Origin of the sequence: Solibacillus palustris (assembly GCF_022549215.1) — a bacterium.
Classification (GTDB): Bacteria; Bacillota; Bacilli; order Bacillales_A; family Planococcaceae; genus Solibacillus; species Solibacillus daqui.
In genome coordinates this window covers 1-12090 of sequence record NZ_JAKZFC010000002.1, presented here as the reverse complement: position 1 = coordinate 12090, position 12090 = coordinate 1, and the positions used below count along the sequence as shown (strand labels likewise).

Sequence of the window (12090 nt, the reverse complement as noted above, 5' to 3'; positions counted from 1 at the left end):
TGCCCCGTTAGTTCAATAATTTCAACAAAAATGAACGTTAATCCTTCTTGGATCAACGCCCTCAGTAGTTGAAAAATAACTCTAACTTTTTTATCACTAAAATAACTGATTACATCATTTATTGGAATATCCATTCATATTGAATATCAGGTAAATTTTCTTCATTTTCATGACCTCTACCTATAACTTCAAATCCATGTTTTTCATAAAATCGTTGTGCATTTTCATTTACTTCAAATGTGTGCAATGTTAATCTTCCACTTGATTGTGCTTTAACTTTATCTAGTAATTTTTGACCTATTCCGATTCCTTGATAATCTACATGAATATATAGTTGGCTTATTTCCCGTTCATTATAAGCAATCACTCCAACTACCTTTTCATCAATTAACGCTAAATCTATTTGAAACTGTTCAGGTAATATATGATTTAAAAAGTAAACGTGATTTTCAAAACTGTGAATTTCTTTTTGACCAATAGCCTGTTCCTTACTATCTCGCCACATATCCACTGTTTGTTCAGCGTATTTGGAGTTATACTGAGTAATTTTCATTTTGTGTTGGTTCACTATAATACCTCCCCAAGTTTTGTTTACTGCTTTATTGTTTTTTTCTTGTTCTATATTCGATGAATACTACCTATTGCAGGTATTTTAGCTTTTAAAAAGTTTCTTCCTATCCACTTTCAATAACCTGGTGTGTAAGTACAATAAAAGTTAAAAAAAGAGCGTTAATCCCTCTTCAATCAACGCCCTCCGATAGCTCAATGAGGAATATACACCATTAATTCTTTTAAGTAATCATTTAAGTTCGCTAACATTGTCCTCTCCTAGTCATGAATTTTCTTAGTTAATTTTATTAGATTTCTAGATAGGAATTAGATTTCCCTTCTTCCACTAACCTGCCCCATTAGTTCAATAAAGAAAAAAGAGCTGCATATGCAACTCAATGATCTTCAAGTAAAGCCCCCGTTAGTTTAAGTGAAATATTTCACAGTGTATTTTTTCAGTGATATACAATTCAAATTTTTATCATCTATATGGAATCGTTATTTCTACCCACGAATAATCGGGTATCGTTGCAATCCATAGCGTATCTCCCATACTATCCACATCCGAAACAACGAACTCAACCGCATCTAACACTTTTTCAGGTTTTATTCCATCTTTCGTGGGGATGGAATAAATAGCTTCCCCACGATGTGTATAACCGAATAATTTCTCACCTTTTTTAATAAATTGAACTATCACTTCATCCACTTGAATTTTTCTCCAAATTTCCTCTTTAAGATCTCGAATCCAAATTCCGCTTTGTGTGGTAATGAATAGCCGATTATTAATGACTTTCATATCTAAAGGTTCATCATTACTATTGGGCATAGTTATCTCGTTCCAGCCATCATTTGCCTTTTGCAAAATCTTGCTTTCTTTTGTGAGTGCCAACAAATCACCATAATCCGTTATTTGAACCTCATAAAATGGTTCAGGAGCTATAACTTTTTCCCACCTCTCCCCTTGGTTGGTCGTATAATAAACCTTTTCACTTGATAGCACAGCTATATGATTGTTGGTTGAATAAGCTACTTTCTCAATCGGTTGGTCTAATGAAAGAATTTTCGTAGCTTTACTTTTGGATGTAATACCTGCCCATAATTCTTTCTCCGTAGCTACATATAATTGATCATTCTTATTAAACCACGCGTGTGTTACATAATTATTAACCTGGAGTTCTGTCCATGTTTCTCCGTTGTCATGACTCCATTCCATAAAAGGTTGCTTGGTTGTACTAAATTGGGTTGGCTTTTTGTCTCCCCATACCACTAAATACTTGCTTTCAGCGATAACCCCCATAATTGCCATGCCTTTTTTTGATGTTTCAGATTCAGCAGATCCTAAACGTGTCTTGATCACTCCTCCTCCTACTGGCACTTTGTGTCTGGCAGCCACTATCTCGCCTTTTTTTGCATCGAAAGTTATTCCTGTAAAAAGACTATTCTTATCAATTCCTAAAACCTTTACAGTATGTTTATCTTTTTCACCATCAAACGTAAAATGGTATCCTGTTGCCCAATCCACACTTTTTCGTAAACCATATATTTCCTTTGCGATTTTCACTAAATCAGGACTATCAAATTTTATATCCTCTAATTTTATTACTCCAAGACTAGGTCCATTTCCGTTATAAGTTCCACTTATTTCTCCTTTTGAAATCAATACAAAGAATTGTTTCTCTATACCAGGAGCCTCAAAAATCAAATTCCAATTATATCGTTTCCCTGTTTCTCCCCTTGTTCCACCCATATCTTCATCCACACTTGTTAGAAACGTTAAATACGCATGCTCATTCCATTTTTTCGCTCTATCTAAACCAAGATGAATAGCCTCTTTTAGCGTAATTTCACCATCTGAAGCGATTCCTACATGACCAATCAAATTTGCAATAAGTAAAAAAATCAATAACAAACAAGCGATGATTTTTAAAAACCTCAAAACGTCCACCATCCTATGACTCATGTGTCTATTTAGGATGTGGTAAATACTTCGTTATATGCCTTCTTAGATCCGAACGATAAATTGTACCGTTAGTTTAATAAGAAAAAAACTTTACTCCTAATTGAAGTAAAGCACCCCGTTAATTCAATAAGGCGAAACTCTAATAGTCAATTTTAATGCTTTTAGGTTTCGACAATCCAGCCCGATTGTTAAACACAGGTTAAACAATCGGGCTAGTAGTTGTTATTATCTATTGCTGATAAAAGAACGGAGATAAAAGTAAACCTAATAGAAATAGTACTGGAATCGAAGATACGATTAAAGCTAAAATTTTTAATATTCCTTTTTGGCTAAAGCATGCTGTTATAAATGAAGCTGCTACTAATGAAATAACCACAATGTCCCCAACTTCTGAGGTTCCGTTCACTACGATTGGTTTAATAAAAGCAAAAATAATGAACAAAGAAAATAATAATAATGAAATAATACTTAAATATTTTCTCAACACAATTAACTCACTTTCTCGAGTTTTTTTACAATTAATTATATTTATTTTTTTACATTAAACTGCTCATTTAATTGAATAAAAAAATCGTTCCCAAACCGTCATTTGGTTATATTTCTTAACTTAGCGTTGTGAAGCCCATAATTTTGAAGGTACTCCTTGTTGCACTAAACTGCCTCGTTAGTCGAAGAAGAAAAGCCCCCAAAGCGTCCTTCATTTGGGAACGTTTTTTGTTTTATAATGTTTGGATATGTAGCAATTTTTTTGCGAAAGTTATGATGAATTTTGTTTTATCCCATTTTCTCAATTATCGTATAATCTTTGGTTTTATGATAAGGCACAGCATTTTCTTCGCAAAATACGATTAAATCTTCATATACATCATCTGGTTTAAAATAAGCTACTCGAATAGGAATACCTTTGTGTACTTTTATGGCAGCTAATTTTGATTTCCAGCCTATTCGTTTAAAAATAATTTTTTTTATATTGGAAGGAACGATTTCTTTACTATAAATAGTTAGACCAAAAAGTTGAATGGTATAACGAATTGTATGTTTGTTTAATGCTACTTGATACGTTAAAAAAGCATTTAAAATACAGAATACAATTACGGTTAACGATACCCATTTTACAGATGGAATATGCCATATCGGTATACTTACAGCAAGAAATAAAATTGCCATTGATAGAATAAGTTGACGTTGTGAAGTTGCACTATATTTCATCTTATCCCTCCTGAAACTTTACTTAATATACAAATAACACCTATATTTTTTTATTCTCTACCTAGTATTGATAACCCTTTATAAAGTCTCCAAAGCGTCGTTTGGTCACATTTCCTAACTTAGCGTTGTAAATCCCCATAGTTCTGAAGGAACTCCTTGTTGCACTAAACTGCCCCGTTAGTAAAAACATTCCATATGTCTATTATTCTATTAAATTGGTAATAATTCCATTAATATCACTTTATTAGGGGGAATAGAATTGTTACTGTCAAAAGCATGGACTTTGTTTGAAGCTGATAAACGAATAGAGGGTTTTTCTCCGCAAACATTGAAGGCATACCAGTTACAGTCTTTGCTACTAATTGGTTATTTTAAGGATGTAGAGATGGAATTGCTGGATACAAATCAATTGAAGGAATATCTCGCTATATCCGGAAAGCATTTAAAACCTGCCAGTCTTGCACATCGAATTCGCTTTATGAAATCGTTTTTTCGTTGGTCTCATGAAGAAGGCTACCTGAGTAAGAATCCAACTTCTAAAATTAAAGAACCCAAGGTAGGTAAGAGGATACCCGAGTATTTAACCGAACGGGAGATCGAACACCTTCGTGAATCCTGTCATTCCCCAATGGAAAGAGCGATTTTTGAATTTATGTTTTCTACTGGTTGTCGAATTGGAGAAATAGTTACTTTAGAAAAGAACCATATTAATTGGTCCAATCAATCTGCGATTGTTAGAGGAAAAGGTGATAAGGAGAGGGAAGTTTATTTTAATACACGTTGCGACATATGGCTTAAACGGTATATTGAAAGTCGGAATGACAATAACCCTTTCATCTTTGTAACAGCAAGGCAGCCACATAAAATGAGTGTTGCCCAAATGCGATACATCATCAAGCGGATCTCCAATCGTGCTGAAATTAATAAAGAGATTCATCCACACCAACTTAGACACAGCTATGCAACTCACTTGTTGAATAATGGCGCTCCTATTGAAGTCATTCAAAGTCTTATGGGACATGAGAAAAGTGAAACCACAAGGATATACGCTCAATTAAGCGGAAAACTACGAAAAGAGTATTATCAAAAGTACTTTTAAATGTAAAATGAGCAACGTCTTAAATGACGTTGCTCTACTTTACTAAAGCCCCTGTTAGTTGAAGATCATTAAGAACATAATGAAGATTAATAATCAAATCAATAAGAGAAGATGAAACTTATAATAACCAGTAATTACTCTCCTAAACCTTCTAAATGTATTAGGTCACTTTGTAAATCAGATGTATCCCACCCTTGTTGGATAATATCACTTTTATTACGGGCGAAATATTTATATTCCACTAGTGGTTCAGTATCAAATATTACGCCTATATAATATGGATTCAGGTGTTTATAGCCGTCCACACGATGAGGCACTGTCCTATATTCCCACGTTTCCCCAGGGTACTGTTCTTCCAAATGTATCTGTATATAACCTACTTTTTTTTCAATTTGCATATCAATCCAATATGGACGTACAAAATAAAAAATACCAAAAGACAACAAAAGTAAAATAGCCAATCCTTGAATAATTTTTCTCCATTTTCCTTTCAAAATAAGAGAAACTAATAGAATAACAAGTAAAATCCCACCGACTATGCTCAATTCAATTAGTTCAGCTGGATGCAATGAATACCCCCCTTTTTTTGAAACAGTTAGAGTTAGAGTTTGTTCTTCAACTAACCTGCTCCGTTAGTTAAAAAAGAAAAAAGAGCTGCACATGCAACTCAATGATCTTCAAGTAAAGCACTCCGTTAGTTCAATAAAGAAAAAGGCTAGGTTATAAGAAAAGGTTGATTTATAACGTTAAGGAATCCCCTGTATTTGCAGGATTTTATTCAAAATATGACCCAGTGCAATTTCTTTTGAACAGCATTGAAAGTTTTGTTGTATCTTAGTTCAAACGATAGTGCATAAAAAGGTGTATTTGAACGAAATACAGAAAAACACTTAATACATTGGTATGACAACGTTTCAAGTGTTTTATTTCGTCCCAAAACTTTGATTTGGGAACGTTTATTCAATGTGAAATGCATATTTATTTTGTTGAATGTGCATTTTGATAGGCTTCTTTTATCAGTGGCAAAACAGCTCTAAAATTTACGATTAAGTCATCCATTGTTTTTATAGGTTTGATAAACCCTATTTCGTAAACGCCCCATCTGTCTTCTTCTGGCTCTATACAAACAGATATTGAAGGTTCTTTTTCTAGTCCCCATATTATGCCTGCTCTACTACCGTCTGGTGCTTGAACAAATCCATCTCCAGAAATGCAAGCATCCCCATTTTCAAAGTAAAAATGGTCAGTTATTTCACCGTAAATAAAACCATCCGTTTCGGTTTCTTTAACAAGTTCAAAATCACTATAACAAAGTTGTCCCATATATCTTCACTCCTCTAGAAAATTCTAACTCAACTAGTGTGTGGAATCAAAAATAACGTTACCAATCTAGGTTTGGGGACTTACTGATTATAAGCAGCAAAAAGCAAACACCTCATTACAATTAAATGGGGTGTTTTATTCCCTAACTTCCATTTGGGAACGTTATTTTGTATGTGTTTGTATATATTATTAAATTTCGTTGTACTTAATATCTATGCGAATTACTAAAAAATTTGTGTATACTGTTTAATTATTTGAAATTCAAGTTCTCTAATCATTGTATTGGTTTCAGCATCTAAAATCTTTAGTTCAATGATGGTATTGTCCCAATCTTCTAAATGATGTCGCTTTACGCATTTTTGAAATCCTCTAACACCAGAAAATTTCTCCAAATACAGAGGCTTTTCATTAGATAAATTATAAATACTATCATCAATTCTCCATTGACCGAATTGAATATTTATATTTTTATCAAATTTATTTTGAGTATCAAAACAAAAAAACATTTCGTCTGTTGCTTCGTCAAAGTAAATTCTCATTATTTCCAGATAAAAATCGTTATCATTCATCAGCAATATTTGTATGCTTACATAATCCTTTTCATCTCCATTATACTCCTGCCACTGTTCTTTAGTCCACGAGTCCATTTTAGTTGTATCAAATGTTTTCATTGGTAAAACGAAGTTAACAATATCTTTTGACATTCCTAAGCACATCCTCCCTAATATTTGGTAGTTAAATTGTAACATACTCGAAAATAAATCTTCCCAAAGCGTCGTTTGGTCACATTTCTTAACTTAGCGTTGTAAATCCCTATAATTTTGAAGTTACTCCTTCTTGAACTAAACTGCCCCGTTAGTTTAAGTACATTTCTTCACAATCCTTACAATTACATTAATGTAGCTTTGAATTAAAGTTTGATTAAATTGACTCTATAGACCTTGATAAAATGGTAAATAGAAAAAGTGCGTTTTGAAAAAAAGATTGATCAAAACACGCTTTAACTATATTCAATTAAACCATTCGTTTATAAATAAGTTTGATCATTTCTTGATCCTTGTGCCATTATACCGCCCGATTGTGAAATTGGTAAAGGCAGTCTAATTATCGAATAGTCCTCTTCCTCTCAGATTTGCGGAAACAGGCTCCTTTCCTATTTCACGTGCCCATATAGATAACTGGCCGATATGGTGGATTTCGTGGACAATGACATGACGTAGGATCTCTCCATGTGTACATTCAATGACTCGGCGCCTGATTGGTACGTCTCTAGAGCTAATTGGTTCTTTATTGAAATCAGCTTCTGAAAGTTTCCGAGAATCCATTTCATTTGTCCAAGATGTCACAAATGGCTTCACTTTCTCCTGGTATTGAGCTGAAAGATTTTTCACTTTTTGTAAATTAGCATAATCTTTAAACAATGGCTCCTCAGGCACTGGTTCACCCCGCAGACCTAAAATCCACATATATTCCACATCCACAATGTGAAATAGGGTATGTAGGATACTGCCGAACCCACCGACCCGTTTCTTTAATAGTTCTTCATCCGGTATGTTTTTGCACAATGTAAACCAATCATCACGAACTTGCCAGTTATATTGAAACAGCTTCAACATCACATCAACCTCCATCTTTTAAATTAATATTTAATATTCACCAAAAGACTTCAAAATCCCTATTTAAATAATAACTCTAAAAATCCAGTTAAAATCCTCTACAAGCAGGCTCTTTAATTGAACATTCTAGATGAAATTAAAGGGTCAAAAGAAAACCCCTAACATACAGGGTTTAATCAAACTTTGTTTTAAATTATCAATCTTTTTATATATCAACAATTAACATAAATATCCAGTAAAAAATCATCTAACCTCTATGAAATCTACAGAGGAAAGATGATTTTAATCAAACTTTATTATAAATTTATCTTAAGGTAACGATATTCAAACATATGTAAATTAAGAGTTCAAACATATTATATATATCAAATGTGTTCGAACTCTTTTGATGTTGCTTTGTAAAAAAATGATTATTTCGGAAAGCGAATATTCAACTAACGCACCTCGTTAGTTTAAGTGCATTTCTTCACAAATAAAAATATAACCTTATATAGTAGCACTCCGTTTGATAAAAAGGTTGAACGAAAAAAGGGTTAAACCAGTTTATACATAAGTATATCATCCACATAAAAGTCATCACTAAACTTAACTTCTTTAATTTTACGTCCTTCTTCAACAAATCCCATACTTTTGTACAATTCGATAGCTCTTTGGTTTGTTGATAATACACCTAAACTAACTTTCTCTATTAATGTATTATGTTCCGCCCAGTTTAAAAGTTCTTTTATCAGCAGTTTACCAATGCCCTGATTGCAATACTCTTTTTTGACCATTGCCGTAAAAGAACCAGTGTGAGAAAGCCTTTTAGTACTTTTTGAGCGAAAAACAATCATACCAACAATCTGCCCTCTGCTTTCCGCTACGACTAGCTTTTCTTTATTATTCTCTAAAATTTTCTCGATCCAGTTTCTTAGTTGCTCCGACGTTTATTCATACTCTTCTATTACCGAAATCATATGCGAATTATCGTATTTCATTACTTTGCATTTGCACCAATTCTTCATTTTCCTCCCACAATAAAAAGGACATAAATATTGTATTTATCACTCCAATTAATCCATAACACCATAATGGTAATTTAATAATTTCATACCAAGTTATATTTATTAGGTACATACCGATAACTATAAACAATGAATTAATAATAAAGGTAAATAAGACTTTTTTAGCTACAAACAATATGTTTAAATTCCAAATAGAAACAATTAAAGAAGCAATGCTCGCCATAGTCAAAGACATTATCGCAATTGAGCGTAAACTTTGTTGCTGATGAAAAACTTCAGGCGTAGAAAAGAAATTATTAAACATATTTGTAATAAAATAAAACCCAGATAAATAGATAGAACTAACTAAAAATGAGATAGGAATCCATTTCAAATATATAATACCCCATTTTTTACTTTTACTTGATTTCTTTCTTCTTTCTTGTATAGATTCAGCAAGAGGCATAATGACCATAATTAATCCAAGTAAATACAAATCAGGTTGAGGTAATTTTCCTTTATAGATGTCCAATAAAAAAAGGAAAGCCTCTTTCATTTCAATTAACATTAAATTATCAAACCTTTCATTATGTATTAATTGAGATATCAACGGTTTCCATCACTTCGTGATTTAAGAAAAGCGTATTAATTCCTACAAACTTTACAGCCATAATTACGATTATAACAATAACACTTAATACAATCCCGCTAGCTTGTTTTCCTGAAATAGCCATGTTATCACCTTTCCTTAAATCATATTTCTTCATCAAACGATAAATTTATCGGCTCATCCAGCAGTTCACCATGCACCTCCAAATTAGTTGTTGGAATACTTTCATTCACTTCTTCAAAAATAAATTGATCTGCCCATACCGTACCTTGTCCAGCCAGAATAATACCAAACGAAATAACAGCACTTTGAACTGGTACATCTAAAATAATGGAATAACGGTTCCAATTTGTGTTGCCCTTAATAGGGCGGTTACTCATATTATCAAATTGAAGAACATCTCCCATTGTGTCGTCTACTCGCATCCACATTCCAGTGTACGTGTCTACATCTTTTGTACGGATGAAACAAGAGAGTCGAATACGTTTCCCAACAAACTGATTCGCCTTAAATGTTTGCATCATAGTAGAGAATTCAGTTGAATCTAATACTGTTTTGGATTTTAAATAACCTGATGCCACTCCCTGATGAACAACTTCATGATCAATTCCCATTTCATAATTAAATGGATTTGACCCACTCAAAAACCAACCTTTCACCTTTGTTTCCATATTTGATTCCTCCTTATTTTTTATCACGTCAGACATCATTCTGCGATATTTGCCAGGTGGCAGCCTGTAAACTTCTTTAAATGCTCTCGTAAATGATTCTTGTGATTCAAATTGATAGTATATAGCAATGTCAAGAATGCGTTCACTTGTGTAAAGCAAAGCGGAAGAAGCATTAGCCAATCTTCTTAACCGAATGTATTCATTTACCGTCATACCAACCGTGGATTGGAATATTCGATGAAAGTGGTATTTTGAAAAATTTGATTGTGAAGCAATGTTTTCTAAAGTAAGAGGCTCATGTAAGTTTTCTTCCACATACATAATAATTTTTTTAATTATAATTTCGTAATTATACAACAAAGGCTTCCTCCTTTACCTATAGGGTATCAAGGTTCTCCATTTATTTTTTGATATATCTTGCGGAGTAATCATTTCTTCATAAAAGCTTTGTTCAGACTTTGGCAAAACTGAAATTTGTAAAAAGTCATATAACAATCTGGCCCGATTGTTAAACAACACTGTTCAACTAACCTGCCCCTTTAGTTCAATAATAAAAAAAGAGCTGCATATGCAACTCAATGATCTTCAAGTAAAGCCCCCGTTAGTTTAAGTATACAAATTCCAAAACTTAGTTACTCTTACATTGCACATAAAATCAGTCTCTTCACTATAGGAATGTTGCTCTTTAATAACTTAAAAGTACGATTCCTTAAAATGAAGAATCAACTTTTTTGATGAATTAAATCATTTAGTAACCTTATCAACCCTATTTGTCCATATATACCCCTGATATCCTTCTGGAATTTTTTCGAGGCTTTCTTTTGTATCAAATCCTTCTGACCATTTACCATTTCCCTCTACCATTACGACTCGTGTGTTGACAGACTCCATTCTATCAATAAATTTATTTGGCCAACCCCATAAGTACTTCGCATATTTTAAAGGTAAATGTAGCTCCATATTATACAATTCTTTCGGAATATATCCCGTCCAACCTATTAATTCATATTTTAATAGTGCATTTATCATCATTGTTTTCGTTAACAATTTCATCTCTACATGCTTTGAACGTAAGTAATCAAATCCTTCGCCGTCTACATCACCATAAACTGTTATTTTATTTAATTGTCCCCTAGACATTTTACTTAAATATGAATCCCACAATACTTTTGTTGTTTCCATATCTCCATCTTTGTCATGAATTAAAAACTCTTTATTAGGAAAAGCCGCAAACACCTCATCTAAGCTTGGCATCATACCAATACCTTTGCCACGAAACGGATAGCTCCCTCCATTATCAGCCGTATATCTATAGCCGACATCTAGTTTCTTCAATTCGTTCATCATATAATCTTTGACTTCACCTTTACCATTTGTTCTATACTCTAAAGCGAAATCATGAAAAACAGCTAATTGATGGTCCTTCGTTAACTTAATATCTAATTCCACTACGTCAGCACCATTATCAAATGCTGCTTTCATAGAAGGAATTGTATTTTCTAAATAGGGATGCTCAGGTGGATAAATGATTTCAGCTGTATTCGTATCATACTCTACCTTTGAAATATCAAAGGTTTGAGCCAACCCTCTATGAGCTAGAATCTTATAATTTGTATCTTTCGAATAAAATAGACTCGTATTATTCATCCAAATCATAACAACCAAAAGGGTTATTACCCCCAAAATGATATATGTTCTTTTATATTTTCTTTTTTTCATTTATTGTTCCTTTCTTTTCTTACTTTAAAATGAATTTACAACGTTATATCCTTTTATAAGCGGATACTAAACTGCCCCGTTAGTTCAATAAGAAAAAAGAGCTGCATATGCAAGGCACTGACTACCCTTTTTGAGACAAGAATAAAACACCCTTTTATGCAGCCAATTGACGGTATTGAACCGGCGATTGGCTGTTTAGTTTCGTTTGAATAAGGATATTGTTATAATAAGTAATGTATTCTTCGACAATCTGTATCACACGTGCGTTCGTTGTGCGATAGATATCGTCGAGATAGAACGTTTCAGACTTTAGCGTGGAATGAAACGATTCGATTGGGGAATTATCAA

Annotated in this window: 14 protein-coding genes and 1 pseudogene; 1 reads left to right on the top strand and 14 read right to left on the bottom strand. The window is 33.1% G+C overall.

What is annotated here, in order from left to right; translation table 11 throughout:
* Positions 1 to 118: 118 nt before the first annotated feature.
* The 4 genes from LZ480_RS06925 to LZ480_RS06910 all read right to left on the bottom strand — a co-directional run bounded on the left by LZ480_RS06925 (position 119) and on the right by LZ480_RS06910 (position 3721).
* Positions 119 to 568, bottom strand: a complete 450-nt coding sequence (locus LZ480_RS06925) for a GNAT family N-acetyltransferase (RefSeq protein ID WP_241368687.1) — start codon at positions 566 to 568, stop codon at positions 119 to 121.
* A 462-nt stretch (positions 569 to 1030) separates the two neighbouring features.
* A complete protein-coding gene (locus LZ480_RS06920; RefSeq protein ID WP_241368686.1) occupies positions 1031 to 2488 on the bottom strand; it encodes a beta propeller repeat protein in 1458 nt (485 codons plus the stop codon).
* Positions 2489 to 2741: 253 nt separating this feature from the next.
* Entirely contained in the window at positions 2742 to 2996 is a 255-nt protein-coding gene (locus tag LZ480_RS06915; RefSeq protein ID WP_241368685.1) for a histidine kinase, read from the bottom strand.
* Positions 2997 to 3286: 290 nt separating this feature from the next.
* Complete coding sequence (locus tag LZ480_RS06910; RefSeq protein ID WP_241368684.1) at positions 3287 to 3721, bottom strand: hypothetical protein; 435 nt, start codon at positions 3719 to 3721, stop codon at positions 3287 to 3289.
* A 259-nt stretch (positions 3722 to 3980) separates the two neighbouring features.
* Here LZ480_RS06910 and xerA point away from each other — a divergent pair, with 259 nt between their 5' ends.
* Entirely contained in the window at positions 3981 to 4820 is an 840-nt protein-coding gene (gene xerA, locus LZ480_RS06905; RefSeq protein WP_241368683.1) for a site-specific tyrosine recombinase/integron integrase, read from the top strand.
* Positions 4821 to 4954: 134 nt separating this feature from the next.
* Here xerA and LZ480_RS06900 read toward each other — a convergent pair whose 3' ends face one another.
* The 10 genes and pseudogenes from LZ480_RS06900 to LZ480_RS06855 all read right to left on the bottom strand — a co-directional run.
* Entirely contained in the window at positions 4955 to 5389 is a 435-nt protein-coding gene (locus LZ480_RS06900; protein WP_241368682.1) for a hypothetical protein, read from the bottom strand.
* A gap of 409 nt (positions 5390 to 5798) precedes the next feature.
* The gene (locus LZ480_RS06895) at positions 5799 to 6143 is read right to left on the bottom strand and encodes a 3-deoxy-8-phosphooctulonate synthase (RefSeq protein WP_241368681.1); all 345 of its coding nucleotides are present in this window, start codon (positions 6141 to 6143) and stop codon (positions 5799 to 5801) included.
* A gap of 224 nt (positions 6144 to 6367) precedes the next feature.
* Positions 6368 to 6847 (bottom strand): hypothetical protein, encoded by a 480-nt coding sequence (locus LZ480_RS06890; RefSeq protein WP_241368680.1) that lies wholly within the window; start codon positions 6845 to 6847, stop codon positions 6368 to 6370.
* Positions 6848 to 7243: 396 nt separating this feature from the next.
* A complete protein-coding gene (locus LZ480_RS06885) occupies positions 7244 to 7759 on the bottom strand; it encodes a DinB family protein (RefSeq protein ID WP_241368679.1) in 516 nt (171 codons plus the stop codon).
* Positions 7760 to 8292: 533 nt separating this feature from the next.
* Positions 8293 to 8670, bottom strand: a pseudogene (locus LZ480_RS06880) (N-acetyltransferase family protein); the annotation flags it as partial.
* A 52-nt stretch (positions 8671 to 8722) separates the two neighbouring features.
* Positions 8723 to 9310 (bottom strand): hypothetical protein, encoded by a 588-nt coding sequence (locus LZ480_RS06875; RefSeq protein ID WP_241368678.1) that lies wholly within the window; start codon positions 9308 to 9310, stop codon positions 8723 to 8725.
* Positions 9311 to 9329: 19 nt separating this feature from the next.
* Positions 9330 to 9476 (bottom strand): hypothetical protein, encoded by a 147-nt coding sequence (locus LZ480_RS06870; protein WP_241368677.1) that lies wholly within the window; start codon positions 9474 to 9476, stop codon positions 9330 to 9332.
* 19 nt (positions 9477 to 9495) lie between these two features.
* A complete protein-coding gene (locus tag LZ480_RS06865; RefSeq protein ID WP_408641606.1) occupies positions 9496 to 10344 on the bottom strand; it encodes a helix-turn-helix domain-containing protein in 849 nt (282 codons plus the stop codon).
* Positions 10345 to 10767: 423 nt separating this feature from the next.
* A complete protein-coding gene (locus LZ480_RS06860; RefSeq protein WP_241368675.1) occupies positions 10768 to 11742 on the bottom strand; it encodes a glycerophosphodiester phosphodiesterase family protein in 975 nt (324 codons plus the stop codon).
* Positions 11743 to 11896: 154 nt separating this feature from the next.
* Positions 11897 to 12090: IS3 family transposase (locus LZ480_RS06855; protein ID WP_241368674.1), on the bottom strand; the 194-nt coding region annotated here is incomplete at its 5' end.